Origin of the sequence: Acinetobacter sp. NS-4, from assembly GCF_037402435.1 — a bacterium.
Taxonomy (GTDB): domain Bacteria; phylum Pseudomonadota; class Gammaproteobacteria; order Pseudomonadales; family Moraxellaceae; genus Acinetobacter.
Genome location: NZ_JBBEUE010000009.1, coordinates 99,927 through 120,575, shown reverse-complemented (window position 1 = coordinate 120,575; position 20,649 = coordinate 99,927). Strand labels below are relative to the sequence as shown.

The 20,649-nt window shown below is 41.8% G+C and carries 22 protein-coding genes; 11 read left to right on the top strand and 11 right to left on the bottom strand.

What is annotated here, in order from left to right; genetic code table 11:
* Nucleotides 1–136: 136 nt before the first annotated feature.
* The 3 genes from truB (at nt 137) to WAE57_RS09150 (ending at nt 2,412) form a co-directional block, all read left to right on the top strand.
* Nucleotides 137–1,045 carry a tRNA pseudouridine(55) synthase TruB gene (truB, locus tag WAE57_RS09160; RefSeq protein WP_337710239.1) on the top strand — a complete coding sequence of 303 codons (909 nt, stop codon included), beginning with the start codon at nt 137–139 and terminating at the stop codon, nt 1,043–1,045.
* A gap of 16 nt (nt 1,046–1,061) precedes the next feature.
* Entirely contained in the window at nt 1,062–1,829 is a 768-nt protein-coding gene (locus tag WAE57_RS09155) for a TSUP family transporter (protein WP_337710236.1), read from the top strand.
* Nucleotides 1,830–1,944: 115 nt separating this feature from the next.
* A complete protein-coding gene (locus tag WAE57_RS09150; RefSeq protein ID WP_337710234.1) occupies nt 1,945–2,412 on the top strand; it encodes a hemerythrin domain-containing protein in 468 nt (155 codons plus the stop codon).
* Nucleotides 2,413–2,479: 67 nt separating this feature from the next.
* Here the strand turns inward: WAE57_RS09150 and WAE57_RS09145 are convergent, their stop codons facing one another.
* From WAE57_RS09145 to serA, 3 genes are all read right to left on the bottom strand, one after another.
* On the bottom strand, nt 2,480–3,346 hold the full coding sequence (locus tag WAE57_RS09145; protein ID WP_337710233.1) for an EamA family transporter: 867 nt from the start codon (nt 3,344–3,346) through the stop codon (nt 2,480–2,482).
* A gap of 196 nt (nt 3,347–3,542) precedes the next feature.
* Nucleotides 3,543–4,424 (bottom strand): EamA family transporter, encoded by an 882-nt coding sequence (locus WAE57_RS09140; protein ID WP_337710230.1) that lies wholly within the window; start codon nt 4,422–4,424, stop codon nt 3,543–3,545.
* Between the two features lie 105 nt (nt 4,425–4,529).
* On the bottom strand, nt 4,530–5,762 hold the full coding sequence (gene serA / locus WAE57_RS09135) for a phosphoglycerate dehydrogenase (protein WP_237787063.1): 1,233 nt from the start codon (nt 5,760–5,762) through the stop codon (nt 4,530–4,532).
* Nucleotides 5,763–6,119: 357 nt separating this feature from the next.
* On the opposite strand from serA, the gene WAE57_RS09130 reads away from it, so the two are divergent.
* The 4 genes from WAE57_RS09130 to WAE57_RS09115 all read left to right on the top strand — a co-directional run bounded on the left by WAE57_RS09130 (nt 6,120) and on the right by WAE57_RS09115 (nt 10,985).
* Complete coding sequence (locus WAE57_RS09130; protein WP_337710227.1) at nt 6,120–7,529, top strand: FAD-binding oxidoreductase; 1,410 nt, start codon at nt 6,120–6,122, stop codon at nt 7,527–7,529.
* A gap of 111 nt (nt 7,530–7,640) precedes the next feature.
* A complete protein-coding gene (locus WAE57_RS09125; protein ID WP_337710224.1) occupies nt 7,641–8,021 on the top strand; it encodes a hypothetical protein in 381 nt (126 codons plus the stop codon).
* Nucleotides 8,022–8,114: 93 nt separating this feature from the next.
* The gene (locus tag WAE57_RS09120; protein WP_337710223.1) at nt 8,115–9,509 is read left to right on the top strand and encodes an AbiH family protein; all 1,395 of its coding nucleotides are present in this window, start codon (nt 8,115–8,117) and stop codon (nt 9,507–9,509) included.
* A gap of 246 nt (nt 9,510–9,755) precedes the next feature.
* Entirely contained in the window at nt 9,756–10,985 is a 1,230-nt protein-coding gene (locus WAE57_RS09115; RefSeq protein WP_337710221.1) for an MFS transporter, read from the top strand.
* Nucleotides 10,986–11,060: 75 nt separating this feature from the next.
* Here WAE57_RS09115 and WAE57_RS09110 read toward each other — a convergent pair whose 3' ends face one another.
* The 5 genes from WAE57_RS09110 to WAE57_RS09090 form a co-directional block, all read right to left on the bottom strand.
* A complete protein-coding gene (locus WAE57_RS09110; RefSeq protein ID WP_237787151.1) occupies nt 11,061–11,357 on the bottom strand; it encodes a DUF3817 domain-containing protein in 297 nt (98 codons plus the stop codon).
* 121 nt (nt 11,358–11,478) lie between these two features.
* Complete coding sequence (gene yccS, locus WAE57_RS09105) at nt 11,479–13,629, bottom strand: YccS family putative transporter (RefSeq protein ID WP_337710219.1); 2,151 nt, start codon at nt 13,627–13,629, stop codon at nt 11,479–11,481.
* Between the two features lie 167 nt (nt 13,630–13,796).
* Complete coding sequence (gene sodC, locus WAE57_RS09100; protein ID WP_337710217.1) at nt 13,797–14,345, bottom strand: superoxide dismutase [Cu-Zn] SodC; 549 nt, start codon at nt 14,343–14,345, stop codon at nt 13,797–13,799.
* A 116-nt stretch (nt 14,346–14,461) separates the two neighbouring features.
* The gene (locus tag WAE57_RS09095) at nt 14,462–15,589 is read right to left on the bottom strand and encodes an AI-2E family transporter (protein WP_237787070.1); all 1,128 of its coding nucleotides are present in this window, start codon (nt 15,587–15,589) and stop codon (nt 14,462–14,464) included.
* Between the two features lie 131 nt (nt 15,590–15,720).
* The gene (locus WAE57_RS09090) at nt 15,721–16,365 is read right to left on the bottom strand and encodes a ParA family protein (RefSeq protein ID WP_337710214.1); all 645 of its coding nucleotides are present in this window, start codon (nt 16,363–16,365) and stop codon (nt 15,721–15,723) included.
* Between the two features lie 119 nt (nt 16,366–16,484).
* Here WAE57_RS09090 and WAE57_RS09085 point away from each other — a divergent pair, with 119 nt between their 5' ends.
* Nucleotides 16,485–16,952, top strand: coding sequence for a Holliday junction resolvase-like protein (locus tag WAE57_RS09085; protein ID WP_237787072.1), 468 nt, complete (start codon nt 16,485–16,487; stop codon nt 16,950–16,952).
* A gap of 351 nt (nt 16,953–17,303) precedes the next feature.
* Here WAE57_RS09085 and WAE57_RS09080 read toward each other — a convergent pair whose 3' ends face one another.
* A complete protein-coding gene (locus tag WAE57_RS09080) occupies nt 17,304–17,921 on the bottom strand; it encodes a class I SAM-dependent methyltransferase (RefSeq protein WP_337710210.1) in 618 nt (205 codons plus the stop codon).
* 174 nt (nt 17,922–18,095) lie between these two features.
* Here WAE57_RS09080 and WAE57_RS09075 point away from each other — a divergent pair, with 174 nt between their 5' ends.
* Both WAE57_RS09075 and WAE57_RS09070 read left to right on the top strand, forming a co-directional pair.
* Complete coding sequence (locus WAE57_RS09075) at nt 18,096–18,656, top strand: hypothetical protein (RefSeq protein ID WP_337710208.1); 561 nt, start codon at nt 18,096–18,098, stop codon at nt 18,654–18,656.
* A gap of 52 nt (nt 18,657–18,708) precedes the next feature.
* Nucleotides 18,709–19,116 (top strand): protease inhibitor I42 family protein, encoded by a 408-nt coding sequence (locus WAE57_RS09070; RefSeq protein WP_337710206.1) that lies wholly within the window; start codon nt 18,709–18,711, stop codon nt 19,114–19,116.
* Between the two features lie 280 nt (nt 19,117–19,396).
* Here WAE57_RS09070 and WAE57_RS09065 read toward each other — a convergent pair whose 3' ends face one another.
* Entirely contained in the window at nt 19,397–19,729 is a 333-nt protein-coding gene (locus WAE57_RS09065; protein WP_337710203.1) for a HopJ type III effector protein, read from the bottom strand.
* 154 nt (nt 19,730–19,883) lie between these two features.
* Between WAE57_RS09065 and crcB the strand changes: the two genes are divergently transcribed.
* A complete protein-coding gene (crcB, locus tag WAE57_RS09060) occupies nt 19,884–20,264 on the top strand; it encodes a fluoride efflux transporter CrcB (protein WP_337710201.1) in 381 nt (126 codons plus the stop codon).
* Between the two features lie 111 nt (nt 20,265–20,375).
* Here crcB and WAE57_RS09055 read toward each other — a convergent pair whose 3' ends face one another.
* A complete protein-coding gene (locus WAE57_RS09055) occupies nt 20,376–20,630 on the bottom strand; it encodes a type B 50S ribosomal protein L31 (protein ID WP_237787078.1) in 255 nt (84 codons plus the stop codon).
* Nucleotides 20,631–20,649 lie beyond the last annotated feature (19 nt).

Sequence of the window (20,649 nt, the reverse complement as noted above, 5' to 3'; positions counted from 1 at the left end):
TTCTTTTTCTGTTTTTTATGGTTCTAAAAAGTGAACCCAATGTGCCATAAAAAAAATTAATAAAGCGTAGAAAAGTTGTAAAGAATGACAAGCGGTTGCTAACATAGCAGCCGTTTGAACTTGTTTGATTTTCACTATGAAAAAGACTTCACCTAAAATTCAGCGCCGTCATATCAGTGGCGTATTTTTATTGAATAAGCCTTTGGGTATCAGTTCAAATGCTGCCTTGCAACAAGTACGCTGGCTGTATCGGGCGCAAAAGGCTGGGCATACCGGGGCTTTAGATCCACTAGCTTCAGGTTTATTGCCAATCTGTTTGGGTGAGGCAACCAAATTTTCCCATTATTTGCTCGATTCGACCAAGCGTTACCTAACCACCATTCATTTGGGACATAGCACTACGACTGGCGATGTTGAAGGGGAAGTGCTGCTGGAACAGGCTGTGCCTGCATTGACTGAAGAGAAAATTGCCCTGGTTTTGGCAAAATTTGTCGGCGATATTCAGCAAGTGCCACCCATGTATTCGGCACTGAAAAAAGAAGGCCGTCCACTGTACGAATTGGCGCGTAAAGGGATAGAAATTGAACGGGAAGCACGTCCGATTCATATTTATGCCATCGAATTACTCTCTTTTACCGAAAATAGTATTAGCCTTGATGTGACCTGTTCTAAAGGTACATACATTCGTGTATTGGGTGAAGATATTGCCCAAGCCTTGGGTACCTTTGGTCATCTGACTTATCTGCACCGTATTAAAACCGGTCATTTCGACCTGATTCCTGAATACACTATCGAGTATCTGGAGAGCCTGACTGAGCAAGAGCGTGAGGCTTTGTTGTTGCCTGCCTATGCACCTGTGGATCATTTTCCTAAAGTTCAGGCGCCTGAAGGACGTGCTGAATATTTTAGCCGTGGCATGGAAAGCAATATTGAACATGCAGCTGAAGCTCAGGTGCTGGTGTTTGATGGTGAAAAATGTTTAGGTCTGGCTGAAATTACCGAGCGTAATCGTCTGGTGCCTAAACGCGTGTTAAATCTCGAGTAATTATTGAAGTAAATTTATGGAAATTGAAATTGTCTTAAGCCTTCTGTTCTTTGCATTTTTTGCAGGTGCAATTGATGCAGCGGTAGGAGGTGGAGGGCTGATTCAAATTCCGGCAATTATGAATGCCATGCCACAGCTGTCGCCCGCAACAGTGTTTGGGACCAACAAACTATCCTCAATCTGCGGTACCGCATCGGCCGCCTATTCATTTGTGCGTAAAGTCAAATTACGCTGGAAGCTGCTGGCAATTATTGCCAGCTGTGCTTTTGTCAGCTCTTTTGCTGGTGCAGCATGTGTCAGCATGATTCCCAAAGAGGTGCTGCGTCCGTTTGTACTGGTGATGCTGATCGTGATTGCCATCTATACCTTTATGAAAAAGCAGTTTGGGCAAGTGCATGTACGTCAGGAACTAACACCAAAAATCTTGCTGTTGGCAGCAGTAGGCAGCCTGCTGATTGGTTTTTATGACGGCATTTTTGGTCCAGGAACCGGCAGCTTTTTTATCTTCTTTTTTATTCGTTACTTACAAGCTGACTTTTTGCATGCTTCAGCCTTGTCCAAGGTGGCCAATTTAACCACCAACCTGGCGGCACTGAGCTTTTTCGCCCCGACCGGTCATGTCCTGTTTGGCTTGGGTTTAATGATGGCTGTAGCCAATGTGGCCGGTTCAATTGTCGGTGTGCGGGCGGCATTAAAATACGGCAGTGGTTTTATCCGTATTCTGTTTTTAATTTTGGTGAGCATATTGATCTGCCGTTTAGCCTATCAAACATTTTTTCCGTAAATTATTCTCGACTTTAAAATTTTTTATACAAATTCTCCTTATAAAAGTTCCTGAATATTTGCCAATTCCACTCTATGCTGGATTAAAGGCATGATAAAAACAGGAGAAAAATTACATGATGACCATTTTCGAAGCATTAAGGGAAAGTCATGAAATCCAGCGCGATCTGGCAGAAAAATTACTGCAAACTTCTGGGGATTCACCAGAACGTCATGAGTTATTCAAACAACTAAAGAATGAATTATTTGCACATGAGACGGCTGAAGACCGTTATTTTTATATTCCACTCATGCTGACAGACTCTGGACTGAATATTACCCGTCATGCTTTGGCCGAACATCATGAAATGGATGAGATGATTGAAGAGCTGAGTGAAACCGATTTCAGCAATCCCGGCTGGATCGCGCTAGCCAAAAAGCTTTCTGAAAAGGTACATCATCATCTGAAAGAGGAGGAGCACGGCTTTTTTCAGCAGGCCGGAAAAATTCTGGGAGAGGAACAGAAAACAGCTTTAGCAGTGCAGTACAAGAATGAATATCAGCGTTATAAAGAAATGAAAAAAGATATGCTGGTAAAAAACTAAAATTTAAATTCAAAATTGCATGATAAAAAAGATGGCGTTATTGCCATCTTTTTTGAATTGAGTTATTTCAAGACTTGACTTTTTGGCGGGATCTGAACGTCACCCCAACCGATGCTAGCATCACACATAGCAGGGCCATCCACTGTAACATTCCTATTTTTTCTCCCAGCAAAAGCAGTCCCATAAGTGCAGCCAGAGCAGGAGAAAGACTGGATAATGTGCCGTAACTCAGCTTGCTTAAATGTTTAAGTGCTTGCAGATCTAGCGCATAAGGAATGGCGGTTGCCAATACCGCAATGGCCAAGGCCTTGCCCCAATATTGGGTTTCAACTAATGCCGCTGCATTGTGGTAGAGTCCAATCGGTAATAGCATCAATGCAGACAAACTGATGGCAATGGTCAGCGCATGCATGCCAATATTCTGCTGCACCACCTTTTGGCCAAAATAAATATAAAATGCCCAGCATAGTCCCGCCGCTAAGGCACATGCAGCACCGATCAGTGAAAATTGTTCACTCTGAGCCTGTCCCCACGGTACCATCAAGGCAATGCCTAAAATGGCAAGTCCGACCCAGAGATAATCACTACGGCGCTGGATAGAAAGTAAGGCCAAGCCCAAAGGCCCGATAAACTCCAAACCGACAGCAATGCCTTGAGGCAGTTTCCCCAAAGACATATAGAACAGGATATTCATGAATCCAAGTGCCGCGCTATAACACAATAAGTCCCGCCATTTTAAGAAGGACAGACGCTTTAAGATGTGCCATGAACGGAACATGATGCAGACAATTACCGAGGCAAAACCCAAGCGCAAAATAGTAACAGTCAGGGGATCAAGTACCATAAACAGCTGTTTGGCGAAAGATGCACTAATTTGATAGGACACCATCGACAGCAGCATAAACAGCACGGCAATCATTTGGGATTTGGGCATGGCACATACAAGAACTACAGCGGTAGTGGTAGTTCATATGAAAAAGGGGCCTGCATTATAACGAAAATCGTTTGAATTTTGAGGTATGCCATTCGCAGACTAAAATTTAAATTCAAAATTTTTCAATCTTTAAAATGCAAGTTGCTGAAGTCGATCAGTTTTGAATTCAAATCAAAAGAGAAAAATAAACAGTGCTCTAGCTGCTTGCAACGGCTTTTTTCGCTCGCTGCGTGGTAAAGGTACAGCCAATCGAGGCGGTGATAATGGTGGCTAAAGCCAGCCACTGATTCCAAAGCAGCTGTTCGCCTAAAAATATAAAACCTGAAAGTGCCGCAATGGCAGGTTCCACACTCATTAAAGTACCAAAACTTAAGGCGCTTAAATTGCGTAAGGCAATCATCTCTAAACAAAAGGGCAACGCACTCGCGAGCACAGCCAAAGCCATAAAGTACATCAGACTGCTTGGCGCGAAAGTATGGGCAGGCATACTCGAGAACAGCGCAATGGGCATTAATAGCAGCATGCCAATAAACATCCCTAAGCACACGGTATGATTACCTGAAACACCTGAAGGTTTTTGACCTGACACAATATACAGTGCCCAACATGCACCGGCAGCCAAGGCAAAGAAAATCCCCAGTGGGTCTAAAGACTGGGCAGCCTGAGCAAAAGGAAACAGTAAAACCAATCCAAGTATGGCCAGCCCAACCCAGATGAAATCGTATTTTTGTCGTGCATGATATAAGGCAACGCTGAGTGGACCAATAAATTCAAAAGAAACGGCAATGCCAAGCGGAAGGCGATCAATCGACAGGTAAAACAGCATATTCATACCAGCCAGAGCAATGCCATAACTGATAATGGCAGACCATTTGACCTGCCGGAAATTAATCTGCCAGATTTTAAAAATTAGTGTCAGGATCAATGAACCTAGCAGTAAGCGCATTGCCGAAACAGTCAGGATGGGAAACTGACCGAACAGGATTTTGGCAAGTGAGCCACTGCTTTGCATGCTCATCATGGCAATGACAAGAATTAGCGGCGCTTGCACATGCGGTGCCATTTTAAAATTCGGCATAACTAAATTTGTTTCGATTTATCGAATAGCGGGAGATCAGCAATAAAAGCTGTAAAAATAAAAAAACCACAGCATGAATGCTGTGGTTTAAGGTTCTAAATTAAATTAGAATAATACGCGAACTCGGATGGTACCTTCAACGTCTTGAAGTGTATCCAGCGCTTCTTTAGACGCAGTTGCGTCAACGTCCATCACCAAGTAACCAACGTCACCTTTAGTCATCAATGATTGACCAGAGATGTTGATGCCGTGTTCAGCAAACAGGTTGTTGATTTTAGACAATACACCCGGGATGTTTTTGTGGATGTGAAGTAAACGGTGTTTACCTTCAGTCAACGGCAACGCGATTTCCGGGAAGTTCACCGCAGATAAAGTCATACCTTTATCTGAGTAAGCCACAAATTTTTCTGCAACTTCCAAACCGATGTTAGCTTGCGCTTCCATGGTTGAACCACCCACGTGAGGAGTCAAAATCACGTTGTCCAAGCCACGAAGTGGAGAAACAAATTCTTCACCGTTTGCTTTAGGTTCTTTAGGGAATACGTCAACTGCAGCACCTGCAATGTGACCAGACTTGATCGCATCAGCAAGATCTTCAATGATCACACAAGTACCACGTGCAGCATTGATGAAGATCGAACCTTCTTTCATTTGTGCAAACTGGTCTTTGCCAAAGAAGTTACGAGTAGATGGAACGTCTGGAACGTGTAGAGATACAACGTCTGCATTGGCAAGAAGTTCACCCATTGAACCCACTTGACGTGCATTACCCATAGGAAGTTTGGTTACAGCATCATAATAAATGACGTGCATACCCATGCTTTCAGCAAGTACTGAAAGTTGCGAACCAATTGAGCCGTAACCAACGATACCTAAAGTTTTACCACGAGTTTCAAACGAACCTGCTGCAGATTTGTTCCAGCCACCACGGTGAGTAGAAGCAGATTTAGCAGGTACGCCACGAAGCAAAAGAATTGCTTCAGCAAGTACAAGTTCAGCAACTGAACGGGTATTTGAATACGGTGCGTTAAATACTGGAATACCACGAACCATCGCAGCATCAAGATTTACCTGATTGGTACCGATACAAAAACAGCCAACAGCGATCAGCTTGTTGGCTGCTTCAAATACTTCGTCAGTCAACTGAGTACGTGAACGAATACCGATGAAGTGGGCATCTTTTACCGCTTCTTTCAACGCTTCACCCTCAAGCGCAGTTTTACGGTAATCGATGTTGGTGTATCCAGCAGCATTTAATGTGTCGATTGCGTTTTGATGAACGCCTTCTAACAACAAGAAACGAATTTTATCTTTAGGCAGTGAAAGATGTTGGCTCATTACGGCTCCGCTACAAAGGCCAAATTTAGTCGCGATATGATAACATACGAGAAGGGTCTATAGACATTTCCTTTTATGACACAGACGATAGGTATTTTTGCCATACATATGCCGTGAACGACAAATTTTGGTCTAACTAAGGCTGTAATTTTTAAGGCTAGATTGTCAAAATGCTTATTTCCTCAGGGTTTCAGTGGAAAATGCCTTATAATGTCGGGCAGTGAAATCGATCACAGTGCTGCTGCTGGTTTTATGTTCACGTCCGGTTCAAGATGACATTTTCTTGTGAATCTTTTTACAAATTAATGCTCTATAGACCATCCACCACTTGTATATTTCTTGCTAGGTTTGCAAACGATGAATGCTCCAGTCGCTTTAACACCTGAGTTATTAACCCAATTGACAGCTATTGTGGGTGAAAACCGCATTAAAACAGATGCGGATAGCCTGCAAAATTGGGGTCGGGACCACACTAAACATTTCGATCCAAACCCGTCGGTCATCGTTTTTCCATCTAGCACAGAACAAGTGCAACAGATTGTAAAACTTGCCAACCAGTTTAATGTGGCAATTACGCCGTCTGGTGGTCGTACCGGTTTATCTGCGGGTGCAGTTGCAGCCAATGGTGAAATTGTCGTTAGCATGGACAAGATGAACCAGATTCTTGAGTTCTTCCCTGCAGACCGTATGGTACGTGTACAAGCCGGTGTAGTGACTGAACAATTGCAAAACTATGCTGAAGAACAGGGTATGTATTACCCGGTAGATTTTGCATCTTCAGGTTCTTCACAAATTGGCGGTAACATCGGCACCAATGCCGGTGGTATTAAAGTGATTAAATACGGCATGACCCGTAACTGGGTGCTTGGTCTGACTGTTGTGACAGGTAAAGGTGACATCCTTCGTCTGAACAAGGGCATGATCAAGAATGCAACCGGTTATGCGCTTCAACACTTATTCATTGGTGGTGAAGGGACTTTAGGTTTGGTGACTGAAGCTGAAATCAAGCTTGAGCGTCAACCGCATGACTTGCAAGTGATGGTTTTAGGCGTACCAGACTTTGATGCGATTATGCCGGTACTTCACGCATTCCAGAACAAAATTGATTTAACTGCATTCGAATTCTTTGGTGAATTGGCCATGCAGAAAGTACTGGACAATGGTCATGTACAACGTCCATTTGAAACGGCTTGTCCTTTCTATGTGTTGCTTGAGTTTGAAGCGCCATTTGAACCGATCATGGATGCGGCGATGGAAATCTTCGAGCATTGCATGGAACAGGGTTGGGTACTGGACGGCGTAATGAGCCAAAACCTTGACCAAGTGCATAGCTTATGGCGTTTACGTGAAGATATCTCTGAATCTATCGCGCCGTTTACGCCATACAAAAATGACATTTCAGTATTAATTACCCATGTTCCTGCATTCATCAAAGAAATTGATGCCATTGTTGCTGAAAACTACCCAGACTTTGAAATTTGCTGGTTCGGTCATATTGGTGACGGTAACTTGCACTTGAATATCTTGAAACCTGCTGACCTAAGTAAAGACGAATTCTTTGCCAAATGTCAGGTGGTGAATAAATACGTATTCGAAACTGTGAAAAAATATGATGGTTCGATTTCTGCGGAACACGGTGTCGGTATGACCAAAAAGCCATATCTTGAGTACTCACGTTCAGCAGAAGAAATTGAATACATGAAAGCGTTGAAACAGGTATTCGATCCAAACGGCATTATGAACCCGGGTAAATTGTTCGATCTTTAATATTTAACCTGTAAGTTCTATGCGCCGATGACTACATAACTGTTATCGAGTATAAAAAAAAGGCATGGCATCATAGATGCAATGTCTTTTTTTTATGGGGGATATTTCCCAATGTTACGTTTACTCTCTACCTCTATAATTTGTTTGGGCTTAATCACGACGGGTTGTGCAACAACTAAAAAATTGGCCTCTAAAGTGAATATTGGTTCGTCCGATACGCCTTTGCAACAAGTCTTGAAAGAACGACCTGATTTGCGTAAGAATTCGGCAACGGTTGAGATTCGTCAATTTTTTAATAGTGTAGAGTCACCAACTGCTGCACAGGTAAAAGTCACGGAAACGGGTTTAATGGATGACTCGGTTCGTTCGATGCGTACGATATATAGTTTTAAACTGGTGGATGGTGACTGGAAGAAGATTGATACTGAGAAGTCGTATCAATGTATGCGTAGCAAAAATACCAAGTCTTTTCAAAAAGCGAAATGCCCTTAATAAATCTTTGATTTATGGTTGAAAATTAGGCTGCTATGCCTCATAAAAAGCGTATCGTTTGATGCGCTTTTTTGCGTTTGGGGAATAAGAACAATGAATATTTTGATTGTGGGAAATGGTTTTGATTTGTCACATTATTTGCCGACGAAGTATGACCATTTCATGGTGGCAATGCAGGCTATTGAGAACTGGGATGAGTCAAAAGGGGATATGGGATTTGATGATCTTTTTGGAAAAGATTATTGGTTTAAAGACGATAAAACGGGTGAAGAATGGCAAAATAAATTCTTTCAATATACAAAGGCGGTATATAAAACTGGTGAAATAAAAATATCAGCTGAAAAAATTGAAGAATTAAAAAAGAAATTAACAGAAAATGTTTGGTATCAATATTTTTTAGACCATGTGCAAGAAGTAAAAACATGGATTGATTTTGAAAGAAAGATACAGCAAGCGATTGAAGTAGTATTTAATTTTTTTAATTTAGTAAAAGCAATTAGTAATAGAAGTAATAATATAAATAGAAAAGTAGAGTCATATTCTTATAAAGGAGAAGCATCGACTCTTGTTCTAGGAGGCTATGAAAGTTCACTTTTAAACTTACTAAAAATTTTGGATTGTGAATTTTTAGTTCATGAACAAGATGATGTAGGGAAGTTGCGATATATTAAAGTTGATAAAAAAGAAAAATGGGATTTTTGTAATTTCTATATAAATGAACAATATTTTTTTCAGACGAGAAATTTTGAAGAATTCAAATTTGATAAAGTTGTGAATCATCTACAAAAGAATTTAGATAATTTTATTACTATTTTTAATAGTTATTTAGAAATTATAGAAGAGCTAGAGCCTAAAAAAAACTTTAATGTAATAAATGAAATTCAATTATATACAGAGGTTTTTTCTTTTAATTATACAAGTACATGTAAAAAAAATTATAATGTGAATCAAATTGAGTTTTTGCATGGAAAAATTGGAAATAGTCAAAATATTGTATTAGGAATATCCGATTTAGAGCGTAAATATTTAGAAAAATATAAGTTTTATGGGTTTACTAAATATCATCAAAAATTGATGAAGCAAACAAATTATAAATTTTTATTAGAAAATGATGGTATTAAATCAAATTTGAATTTTTGGCTTGAAATGGAGAATGAGCCTATAGATAGATTTTATGAGACAGAAACAGCAAAAAAATATAGAACTAATATTTACATTTGGGGACATTCTTTAGATATTTCTGATGATACATATATTAAAGAAATTTTTTCTTTAAATGATCAACTAGACTGTAATGTAAGAGTAGTGATTTTCTATTTTGATAGTGAAGCTAAATTTGATCTTTTGGCAAATCTTTTACATATTTTAGAGAAAGAAAAAGTGGAAAAATGGATGAAAAAGGGTTGGCTTAAATTCGAAGAAAATCCAAATATTGCTGAAATTAATGGAATTAAACCTGTTGAACTTCCAAAATTAGCCGGGACTTAATTTCATACCTAACCTTCTATCTGTTAAACTACACCTACTCAACCAAGTAGGTGTACTTGGTTGAGATCAACTATTCTCACGAATTTTTTATTTAAACACCTTGTGAATACGGTGTTTTAAGTCACTTATAAGCAAGTGCATTTCCCAAACTTTAATTTAAACACTCGATGCTTGTCATTGGGCTGACGCTTCTCTCCCTAAAAATAGTGCGTAGCTCTACAAGCCTAAAATATATGTAGAAAAATAATGCAAAAAGTTCAAACCGCCACCTTAAACCGCGCCACGCTGATGTTTCCATTGGCATTGGTTCTGTTTGAATTTTCCGTATATATCGGTAATGACTTGGTTCAGCCGGCTATGCTCGCCATTACCAAAGATTTTGGTGTCAGCAGTTCATGGGCGCCATCTTCCATGTCGTTTTATCTGTTCGGTGGGGCATGTGTGGCATGGTTACTCGGCCCATTGTCCGACCGTTTGGGACGTAAAAAAGTTCTACTCGCAGGCGTGCTGTTCTTTGTATTGTGCTGCTTGCTGATTTTACTCACCCACAATATTGAAAGCTTTTTAGCACTGCGCTTTTTACAGGGGATTGGCCTCACGGTCATTTCAGCAGTCGGTTATGCCGCCATTCAGGAAACTTTTGAAGAACGCGACGCGATTAAAGTCATGGCGCTGATGGCGAATATTTCCCTGCTTGCACCCTTACTCGGGCCAGTGGTGGGGGCATTTCTGATTGATCATGTGTCATGGCATTGGGGCTTTATCGGCATCGCATCATTAGCCTTTTTAAGCTGGTTTGGACTTAAAGCCAAAATGCCGGATACAAAGGTGAGTATTCCAAAACAGCCGTTCAGTTATATTTGGGATGACTTTAAACAGGTCTATAAAAACAAACGTTTTTTAGCCATGACCTTGGCCTTGCCGATGGTCAGTATGCCATTGATGCTGTGGATTGCACTGTCACCGGTCATGCTGGTGGAAGAACTGGGTTTTAGCAGCATGCAATACGGCTTGGCACAGTTTCCAGTATTGGGCGGATTAATTGTCGGTAATGTGGTGCTGATTAAAATTATCGACAAACTGGCTTTGGGAAAATCAGTACTGATTGGCTTGCCGATTATGCTGCTTGGAACCGTGGTTTTAATTGCAGGGGTCATTTGGCAGGATTATCTGATCTGGTGCTTAATAGCAGGCATGACTTTAATCAGTTTTGGTGAAGGCATCAGTTTTTCCGTGCTGTACCGCTTTGCGCTAATGTCATCGGAAGTTTCTAAAGGCACAGTTGCGGCAGCGGTATCGATGCTGTTGATGTTCGGCTTCTTTATTATTATTGAACTGGTTCGAGTGATGTATGAGCAATATCATTATTTGGCATATAGTGTGGCGTGTTTTATTTTAATCGCGCTATGGTTTAGTTTCCCGCGAGTGACGCTTAAGCAGATTTTAAAAGAACGTAAACAGAGTGGCGCGTTTTAAACATTGAGGCCACACCGTCCTCTGCTTCAAAAGTGCAGCAGAGGAGGAATGCACTTGAACTTAAAGAAATAGTTTTTATTCAGCAATTGGCTGTTCAACAGCCTTCAACTTGCGATCAAAAACAAAAGTGCCGAACGGTAAAATGGATGCAATTAAACCCAGAATAAACATGTAAATCGACCATTTCTGTTTTTCGCAAACGGTAAATAAAACAATCAAGAACAGGATAAACAGTACGCCGTGCCCCATACCGACATATTTCACCAAGATTGGATTATCCAGCATATATTTCATCGGCATCGCGATGAAAAGAAGCAACAGAAAGGAAATACCTTCTAAAAGACCGACAATACGTAAAGTTTGGATATTCATGGTCATGCTTAAATCAATGAGAATGAACCCTGAGTGTACTTAATATTACTGCAGCAGTGAATCGAAACTTGATGTATTTATAAAATATATCAAATACTTATAACCAAGCATTTAGCTTGGATTATTTTATTTCCTGCACCCATAACGTCGTTCTTAGATTTAACAGTTCAGGTAGTGTTTCGAGTAATAAGCTAATCTGTTTCAGTACCAGTAATAAATCTTCAGACAGATTTTCCTGTGTACTCATCTTTTTAATTTCTTGAAGTTTATCTTGAATTTTATCTGTATCTAAAGGCTGCTGCTGTAACAGCACGGCGAATAAGGTGTCTTTACACCACAACATTAAATCCAGTACCTGAGTATCCTGAACCTGCTCACGATGGCTGCCCAAAGCAGAAACATAACTGAGCTGGCTGTGGCTATAGACCAGATAGCGAAAGGCGGAATGAATCAACACCTGGTTGGGATTGGGTTCAGTACTTAAGCTGGAAATCATGCTGGATAGTTCAATTTGCGCATTATGGGCGGTACGACGCGCACGACGGTAATCCAGACTGTTGTTTTTTCCGAATTGGTATTGCTTCACCACCGCATCGAAATACTCCAATGTCGCTTGATTACTCTTTTTGATGGTGCTGGAAATATTACGGAAATTCCAGTCTGGCCAGATAAAACTGACCGCAAACCAGGCAATCAGACAGCCTAAAAGGGTATCAATAATGCGTGGCAAAATAATGGCATAACCTGCACCTTTTAAATTAAAAATCAGCAATACCATTAAGGTTGCCATCAGCGTCGCCATGGCATATTTTTTGGAACGTAAATAGAAAAAATACACCCCTGAAATAATGGTCAGTACCAGTTGACCTTCAATACTCGGTACAAAATATAAAACCGGAATGCCGAGCAGTACCCCTAAAACCGTACCTAAAGTCCGCAGTTTTAAACGGCTTTTGGTGGCAAAATAACTGATCTGACAGACAAATAAACTGGTCAGTAAAATCCAGTAGCCATTTTTGGCAAAAGGCAATAAAGAGATGGCATAGCCGACTGCAAATACAAAGGCAATCCGTACAGCATGCCGGAACAGGGCAGAGTTCGGTGTCAGATGCTGTTTCAGCTTGAGCCATAAATCCTGCACATCGTGAATATCATCATCCAGCAGGTTTAAATTTTCCTGATGCTGTAAATAATTCTGACGGTAATTGTTTTGTTCATGACTTAAGTTAATAAATTGTTCCTGGATTTTTTTCAGGTTACGCAAAATCAGCAGCAGGTTTTTCACTTCCAGATTCTGCGGATTTTCTTCAATCCATAAATTAATCGAGTTTTCTAAATTGGCAATCGCAATATCTGTATCTGGATTGGCCTGATAGTGCTGATGGCTCAGAATATCGTGCGCCAGTTTTTGGCAGGAAAGCGCATGCAGTTTGACATTTTTTTGAATCCGGAAAATCAGGTCGGTACGGCTAAAGTTTTGATGGATATTTTCGTAATGCAGATAGTTTGATGTTGCTTGCTCATGAATGTCTTGTGCCAGAAAATAAAGATTCAGCCAGTAAATGGTATTTTTATTGGCACGAGAGGCTTTTAAACGGGTGAGTAAGGAGGCCTTGGTGGTATTCAGGCTTTGCACCACTTCACTGTTTTTTAAGGAAAGCTCATACAGCAGCGGTTCAATATTGTCGGTATTATCGGGATCAAACAGGCGGGCTTTGGCCAGCAGTAATGCGGCAATGGCATTGAAATTGGCGGCTAAATTGTCTTGTACCGCCTGCGTGGACTTGAGTAAATAAAAGATGATGGAGCTTAGGCCATACCAGACTGCACCCAGCACAAAATAGCTTGGCTGTTGATACCATTCGCTGTATTCGCCCAGTCCAAACATGGTGTAAATGGATAATAAAATGGTGCCGAAAGAAATGGTGGCATAACGCTGTCCCAGCGCACCCATTAAAATAAAGCCAGCACTAGATAAGGATAAATACAGAATAAAAAGCAGTTTATAAGGATAGAGAAATTCGAGAATACTGCTGACGCCAAAAAACAGTATGCAGACATAGACCAGATTACGCAGACGAATACTTAAACGGTCATCAAAATCGGTCAGGGCAGTGGCAATAGCCCCTAAAGTAACGGGCACAATCAAGGCTTCATAGCCTAAAAAAAGCAGGCCTAGAGTGGTTCCGCTAAGAACAATAAAAATTTGCAGACAATAGATTAAAGTGGAATTGGATTTAAAGCGTTGAAGTAAGTCTTTCAGGCTATGCACGATGTTCTAAAGATCAATTTTTTGTATAGATATAGCCTGAGCTTTTTTGGCTGCTGTGTCAATTTATGATCGTTAGCGTGGTTTTATTTAATCTTTTATTTTTAAGGCTATGACGAAAAAAAGCAGACATTCAGCCTGCTTTTTCATTGTATGGTTTTGTGGGCAATTTATTGAATCACACCACAGGCAATTCGGTCTCCGCCACCGCCTAGAGGTTTAGGTTGATCGGCATAGTTGTCACCACCGGCATGGATCATAATTGCCAAACCTTGAACATCAGCCAGTTTTAAACGTGGCGCAACCAGCTGCTCGGTGGATTTGCCTGCAGCATCAACGGTGATCAGAGGTAAATCACCCAGATGGCCAGTGAGTGGCGTACCGTGATGTGGTGCATGATTGGGGTTGAAATGACCGCCAGCGGCAATGGCTGCGCCCATTTTTCCATCTTTTTCCGCTGGACCGCAGAAACCTTTTTCATGAATATGAAAGCCGTGAGGACCGGGTGGCAGATTGCGTAAATGGGTATTGAGAACCAAGCCATCCGGACTATCGAGCAATTCTACCGTTCCGATAGTCTCACCTACGCCTTGGGCTGTGACCGCATTGACCGTTACGCGTTGACCTTTATGTTCATCTGTTGGCATGTGGCCAGCACATCCGGGCAAAAATATTGCACCCAGTATGGCAAGTGCAGCGTGCTTAAATCGTATTTTCATGACTCAAAGCATCCTGATCTTTTTTATAATTGGCATCATTGAAGCAAAGTAAAAGATGCAAGACCACCTGCTTTAAGTAGTGGAATGTATAAGTTTCTTAACTTAGGCTTGCCGGCTTAATTGGGGGGGCGCGTTTCATCATCAATATCATGAGCCAAGGTGGCTTTAGGCATCATTAAACCTTCAGTTTCATTGGTTTCATGCAGCCATTCACGCCAGATTGCCAGTAATACTGCCAAAATGACCGGGCCGACAAATAATCCCACCATGCCAAAGCTGGCCAGGCCACCCAGTACCCCAAACATAATCAGCAAGAACGGAATCTGGGTAGCTCCGGAAATCACCAATGGACGGATCACGTTATCGGCGGTACTGACAATACACACGCCCCACGCCATCACCCCAATCGCCTCAACGGTTTGTCCCTGAGAAAACAACCACAGCGAAACGGAAGTATAGGCAACCGGAGGTCCAAAAGGAATCAGTGCCAACAGGAAGGTGATAATGGTCAGTACCATCGGATTAGGCACACCGGCAACAAAATAGCTGATGCCTGCCAGAAACGATTGGGCAATGGCAGTCAGTCCTACGCCATAAACCACGGCACGTGTGGTTTCAGAAATGGTCTCTAAATAATGATGAATACGCGGACCAATGACCATTTCCAGGGCTTTGCTGACCTGATTTAAAATGGTGTGACCATCACGGTAGAAGAAAAATAACGACATCACGGCAAAGCAGAGCTTGATCATATTTTTACTGACTTCATTCAGTACCGCTTTCCCGTAATTTAAGTGACCTTGAATCCACAAAGAAACTGACTGAATGGTGCTGTTGGGATCCTGATTGATTTCTCTTAAGGAACGGGAAATTTCTTTGCCCACAATCGGCAGCTGGCGAACAAAGTCAGGAACATTCAGATGACCAGAAAAAACCTGTTTCTGTAATTCGTAATACAGGTTTCGTCCCTCATGCTGCAACATAAAAATAGCAAAGATAATCGGTAAACCCAGTACCAGAACCACAGAAAGAATCATCACTGTGGCGCTCAGGGTCGGACGCTGTCCGCACATGCGTAATACTGACTGATACAGCGGCCAGGTGACATAGGCAATAATTGCCGCCCAAACTACAGGGACAATAAAATATTTGAGTACATTAAAGCTCAAATACATCAGGATGAAAAAGAGTCCAAATAATAAAACTTTTTGTAATGTGGGCGCGTAACGTTGCACTGAATTCACTGACTACTTCCTTAGTTCGGAGTTCATCTTAACCGAAAAAAAAGCTCCCGAGAACGAGAGCTGGGCAAGTTGTGATGAATATTTATTGCGCGCTTAAATTCAGACTTCCTCGTTGCATCCTCTTGATGGCATTAAAACCAGGCGCTGGGATCATCAACAATCGCATTTAACAGCGGTTGCCATTGATCTTGCATGGCCAGATAGTTTTTTTGTGTTTTATCAAAAATACTCAGTCCCTGCATGGCTAGCTGGGCATAGGCCGTTCGCTCGGAAATCCAGGCCACGGGTTGCTGTTCAATTTTCTGGAAAAAATCCTGTATATCTTTGGAACTGGCAGTGTTTACTTTCATCCGGTTAGCCAACAGTAAAATCTGTACCTTCCCTTTACGGATGCGTTTAATATCCTGTAAATGTTTCAGGAAACGACGGGTACTTTCAATATCAAAGAAAGACGGCTGCAATGGGGTGATAATCGCGTGTGCTTCACTGATCAACTGTTCAGCATGCTCGCCAGATAAGGCTCCAGGTGCATCAATAATTAAATATTCGATATTTTTAGGTACATCGCCAATTGATTTTTCCTGACGCCAGTCCAGACTTTGAATAGGAGCCGCCTCTTGCGGTCGTTGTTTTAACCATTGCAAGGCCGATTTTTGATTATCGGCATCGGCAAGTGCGACTTTATACCCCTTTTGTGCCAAAGCGGCAGCCAGATTAATTGCAGTAACGGTTTTACCGCATCCACCTTTTTGATTGGCAATTAAGATAGTTTTCATGACCCTGATGATTTTATTCTGCTCAGTCCTAGCATATCATTGTTTGATGCAGTGAATATGACTCGGGACAAAAGTCTTAAGGCATAAGTAGCGGTAATTTTTGCAATTAAGGAAAAATAATGTCCATTTGGATGGCAATGCTGATTGGGGCGTGTATTGGTGTGGTGCTCACCACCATGATTTTAAGCAATACCCGGAATGGACGTATTAAAGCAGAGTATGAACAGTACATTGCGGAACTGGAGCTGGAGCATCAGCAGGCTTTGGCCCATGCGCAAAAACGCAGTGTCAATACCAGCCGTGCTGTGCTTAAAGGCAAGATGGCAGAGCAGCTGGCACCGATTATGCCCCAGTTTCAATATTTACCCAGTGATGCCAAATTTCTGGGTGATCCGGTCGATTATGTGGTTTTCGATGGCTATACCGACCTGCGCGATGGCGAAGGCAGCCCCGAAGATATCGAGGTGGTGCTGATTGACATTAAAAGTGGCGGTGCACGTCTGACCAAGGGGCAACAGGCGATTGCTCAGGCCATTCGAGAAGGGCGGGTACGTTTTGAAACGGTACGCATCGATTTTGATGATTAAAACGGCGGTATTCATCCACACCATTGTATTTCAGTTAACCTGAGTGCGACTTAAATATTTCTATAACCTATTGAAAAAAATATTCTTGGCGGAATCTTACCAAGTTCTCACCCAATTTCAGGATCAGCCTGCGGCTCGCCCTACCTTGCGAAATATATTTCTCATTCGGGAAAATGAGAAGCTGAAAGCTTCGCAAGAAAACCACCTTGCGGAGCAGTGCTCCTCACTGCAAAACCTGTTATCTTCTTGGATTTATTAAAATATATCGCAGAAACATTATCTTTTTTAAACTACGCAGGTTGCAGATGACGTTTCCGAGTATCATATTTTTTGTCGAACTCAGGTCAGTTATTATTTTTGCACCCGGGCAAACAGCATGCGCTGTGCAATGCCAGGAACGCCAGCTGCATCCAGATAATGTTTTTCCTTAAAGCTGAAATGTGCATCTATTAAGGCCTGCTCAATATTGCGGTTGAGATGACAGCCATCTGCCAGGCGTTTTTGAACGGGTGTCAGCAGGTTTTGCAGATGTTGCAGCGTAGGTCGGTCAGACAGCACATGTTCGACCAGGTGCAAAGTTCCGGTCGGCTTGAGCACGCGATGCAATTCAGCCAAGGCCTGATCCAGATGTTTAATACTGCAAAGGGTCCACGTACTGACTATATGCTCAATGCTATTGTCGGCAAAAGGCAGTTTTTCTGCACTGGCCTGAACGTGCTGCACATGAATGGCGCTTTCATGCACGCGTTTAATCGCGAGCTGATAAATATCGGCATTCGGTTCCAAAGCGTAGAGCGTATCGACATTTTGATAAAAAGGCAGATTGAGCCCGGTACCAAAGCCAATTTCCAGTACTTCGCCTGCAATAGGTAACAGCAGTTCACGGCGCTGATCCATCAGGCTGGGTGTTTGCATGACTTGATTGAGTAAATGCGGAAAAATATGTTGTTGGTAAAATTTATAAATCATTGATCACTTAATTTTTCTTGCTTTATATCGTTTTATTTTAACCAAAATTCGGGTCACGGAATAAGACAAAAAAGTGACTGAATATATCTCTATTGTTACCAAGTCCATATAGTTATTTAAGTTTACTGATTTAAGATTAAGTTATAAATCAAGAAATTTGTTAGGGGCATACAGATGATCAGAGCAATATTATTCAGTACTTTACTTGCAGCCAGTATGTTGCAGGTGAGTGCGAGTGCCTCTGTCGATCATAATATTTCCAAAGGTCTGGCTCCGGTATCTAAAGACCAGTCGATCAAAAAATTGCAGCCCTTTAAAGGGGATTTTCGTATTTTGGGTTCGAAAATCTATACCAGCGATGAACAAGCCAAGTTTTCGCCCATTGATTATGCCGTAAGCTGGGGGCTGTTTGCCGAGCCTGAAATTGCACGGCATATCTCGGTCAATCAATATGACCGCTTTTTAAACTGGAAGATAGATCGCCTGCCTGTACCTGCCGAGCAAGCCATGCAGATGGTGTCGAATATGCACATCATTCCTGCCAACCCTCAGATTGCCAAACAGATTAAAAATGTAAAACGTGGAGATTTGGTGCGGCTAAAAGGTGAGCTGGTGGAAATTAAAGACAAGAATCTGGTGTGGACTTCATCTTTAACCCCAACCGATACGGGTGATGGCGCGTGTGAATTATTCCGTGTCAGTTCCATTGAATGGATTGAGCGGGTCAAAGGTTAATCTGGCATCTAGTCAGTAATAAGTGTAATAAGATGGGAAAAAGAGTAGGTTGATGAAAGCTTTAGCGCTATGTTTTTCGGCAGTACTGGGGTTTAGCCTAGTGGGGTGTAGTAGCGTGAGTCCAACGGTTGATGGCAAAACCCATGTTTATTCCTTAAAGCAGCAATGTCCAGCTTTGCTGGAAATGACCGTGGGACAAACCCTGGAACTCACCTTACCAGAGAATCCGACTACAGGTTATATCTGGCAAGTGGCAAAGCCGCAAAATATCTTAAAAGTTGAAGAAATTTATCAGCAAGACCCGCTCAAAGGCCAACAGGCAATGGTAGGTGTGGGTGGTGAAAAGTTATTTCGTTTTACTGCGCTGCAACCGGGTGAAGAATGGATTCACGTGAAACATAGCCGGCCCTGGGAACAGAACGCAATTGATGAGTGGCGTTGTCGGGTTCGGGTTTCTTAATTTAATAATTTAGTATTTGTGTGAAGCTTACTGTTGGCACAGCCTTATTTTTCTTTAAAAATCAAAAGTACTTTGTGCAGGCTTTAATCCTACTTTTGACAGGCCAAAAGTAGGCAAAAGCCTTTGTTACCCACACACAACATCCGTGTGGTGGTGGACAACATGTGGCATCCCTGCCACATTCGCGTATCTGAAGCTTGTTGTAATAAAATTTCGGGTGATCAATAGAGTAAAAAAAAGCCCGCTTTAATAAAGTGGGCTTTTATATTCTAAGAGTAACTTATTTTGCTGTTAAAACCTGACCTGCAAATTGAATGCCATCCCAGCCATTTTGCATAAACTGGCGAATGTTCTGGTGGTCTGTGGCTTCAGGGGTTGCTAGTACGGCAGCATAGTGTTCAGCAAACAGGCTTAAGGTTTGGGCCTGATCTAAACCATTGAGTTGGGCAAAAGAAAATACTTTGGCACTGCCTTGATTTTCCGTTGCAGCATTGGCCTGTTGGCCATTTTGGAATGCTGTTGCGGTGTGGTTATAACGTGCATCAATGTACGCAATCACGTCTGCAAATTTGATTTCACCTGCTTGAAGCTGTGCCAATAAATCCTGAGCCATAATTTCCTCAATTCATAGAAAAAAAGTTTAAAAACCACGTGACTATAACAATTTTTACTGCGGCATTTCATTACAATTTCAGCGCATTTGTGCGGTATAGTGAATAAAGCATTTATACAATCTTGATCTTTGACTCGATAAAACTGGAACAGATATGAATTGGCTACTGGTAGCTTTAGGGGGAGCGGTTGGTGCAAGTCTGCGTTATGGTGCAGGGGTATTTTTATTTAAACCGAGCAGCGGATTTCCGTGGACGACATGGTGGATCAATATCTTTGGCTGTCTGCTTGCCGGTATTTTCTTTGCCTATAGCCAGAAATTTCCTGTTTTGCAAAATGAAACACGCCTGTTTTTGATGGTCGGTATTTTAGGCGGCTTTACCACCTTTTCCAGTTTTGGTCTGGAGACCTTCCAGTTATTAAAGCATGGCCAAATCGCTCTGGCTTTAGGTTATGTCATTTCCAGTGTGATCACAGGGGTTATTGTTTTGGCTGTGGGTTTTTATCTGTTTCAGTGGTTATTACAGAGTCGATAACATCTAAATATTTTTAAAAAATATCTGCGAAAAAAAAAGCCCAAGTTGGAGGAGGAGACTTGGGCTTTGTAAGGTTCTAGCTTAAGAGCTAAATCTTAAAATAATATGAAGTTAATGTGAGCGTTTGAAACGTGCGAAACGTTTATTAAAGCTTGCTACACGGCCTTCATTGCTGGTTTGACGTTGTTCACCGGTATAAAACGGATGAGAGGCACTGGAAATATCCAGGGTGACATAAGGATAGGTCTGGCCTTCATATTCATGGGTCTGAGTCGGTTTTAACGTGCTGCCAATAACAAAATAGACATCTGCATTGGTATCGTGGAACAGTACCTGTTGATAGTCGGGGTGGATATCTGGACGCATACATTTCTCCATCGTATAT

Excerpts from the sequence above, each read along its gene's own strand:
- truB (WP_337710239.1), top strand. The coding sequence starts at position 137 with ATGAAAAAGACTTCACCTAAAATTCAGCGCCGTCATATCAGTGGCGTA.
- WAE57_RS09155 (WP_337710236.1), top strand. The coding sequence starts at position 1,062 with ATGGAAATTGAAATTGTCTTAAGCCTTCTGTTCTTTGCATTTTTTGCA.
- WAE57_RS09150 (WP_337710234.1), top strand. The coding sequence starts at position 1,945 with ATGATGACCATTTTCGAAGCATTAAGGGAAAGTCATGAAATCCAGCGC.
- WAE57_RS09145 (WP_337710233.1), bottom strand. The coding sequence starts at position 3,346 with ATGCCCAAATCCCAAATGATTGCCGTGCTGTTTATGCTGCTGTCGATG.
- WAE57_RS09140 (WP_337710230.1), bottom strand. The coding sequence starts at position 4,424 with ATGCCGAATTTTAAAATGGCACCGCATGTGCAAGCGCCGCTAATTCTT.
- serA (WP_237787063.1), bottom strand. The coding sequence starts at position 5,762 with ATGAGCCAACATCTTTCACTGCCTAAAGATAAAATTCGTTTCTTGTTG.
- WAE57_RS09130 (WP_337710227.1), top strand. The coding sequence starts at position 6,120 with ATGAATGCTCCAGTCGCTTTAACACCTGAGTTATTAACCCAATTGACA.
- WAE57_RS09125 (WP_337710224.1), top strand. The coding sequence starts at position 7,641 with ATGTTACGTTTACTCTCTACCTCTATAATTTGTTTGGGCTTAATCACG.
- WAE57_RS09120 (WP_337710223.1), top strand. The coding sequence starts at position 8,115 with ATGAATATTTTGATTGTGGGAAATGGTTTTGATTTGTCACATTATTTG.
- WAE57_RS09115 (WP_337710221.1), top strand. The coding sequence starts at position 9,756 with ATGCAAAAAGTTCAAACCGCCACCTTAAACCGCGCCACGCTGATGTTT.
- WAE57_RS09110 (WP_237787151.1), bottom strand. The coding sequence starts at position 11,357 with ATGAATATCCAAACTTTACGTATTGTCGGTCTTTTAGAAGGTATTTCC.
- sodC (WP_337710217.1), bottom strand. The coding sequence starts at position 14,345 with ATGAAAATACGATTTAAGCACGCTGCACTTGCCATACTGGGTGCAATA.
- WAE57_RS09090 (WP_337710214.1), bottom strand. The coding sequence starts at position 16,365 with ATGAAAACTATCTTAATTGCCAATCAAAAAGGTGGATGCGGTAAAACC.
- WAE57_RS09085 (WP_237787072.1), top strand. The coding sequence starts at position 16,485 with ATGTCCATTTGGATGGCAATGCTGATTGGGGCGTGTATTGGTGTGGTG.
- WAE57_RS09080 (WP_337710210.1), bottom strand. The coding sequence starts at position 17,921 with ATGATTTATAAATTTTACCAACAACATATTTTTCCGCATTTACTCAAT.
- WAE57_RS09075 (WP_337710208.1), top strand. The coding sequence starts at position 18,096 with ATGATCAGAGCAATATTATTCAGTACTTTACTTGCAGCCAGTATGTTG.
- WAE57_RS09070 (WP_337710206.1), top strand. The coding sequence starts at position 18,709 with ATGAAAGCTTTAGCGCTATGTTTTTCGGCAGTACTGGGGTTTAGCCTA.
- WAE57_RS09065 (WP_337710203.1), bottom strand. The coding sequence starts at position 19,729 with ATGGCTCAGGATTTATTGGCACAGCTTCAAGCAGGTGAAATCAAATTT.
- crcB (WP_337710201.1), top strand. The coding sequence starts at position 19,884 with ATGAATTGGCTACTGGTAGCTTTAGGGGGAGCGGTTGGTGCAAGTCTG.
- WAE57_RS09055 (WP_237787078.1), bottom strand. The coding sequence starts at position 20,630 with ATGCGTCCAGATATCCACCCCGACTATCAACAGGTACTGTTCCACGAT.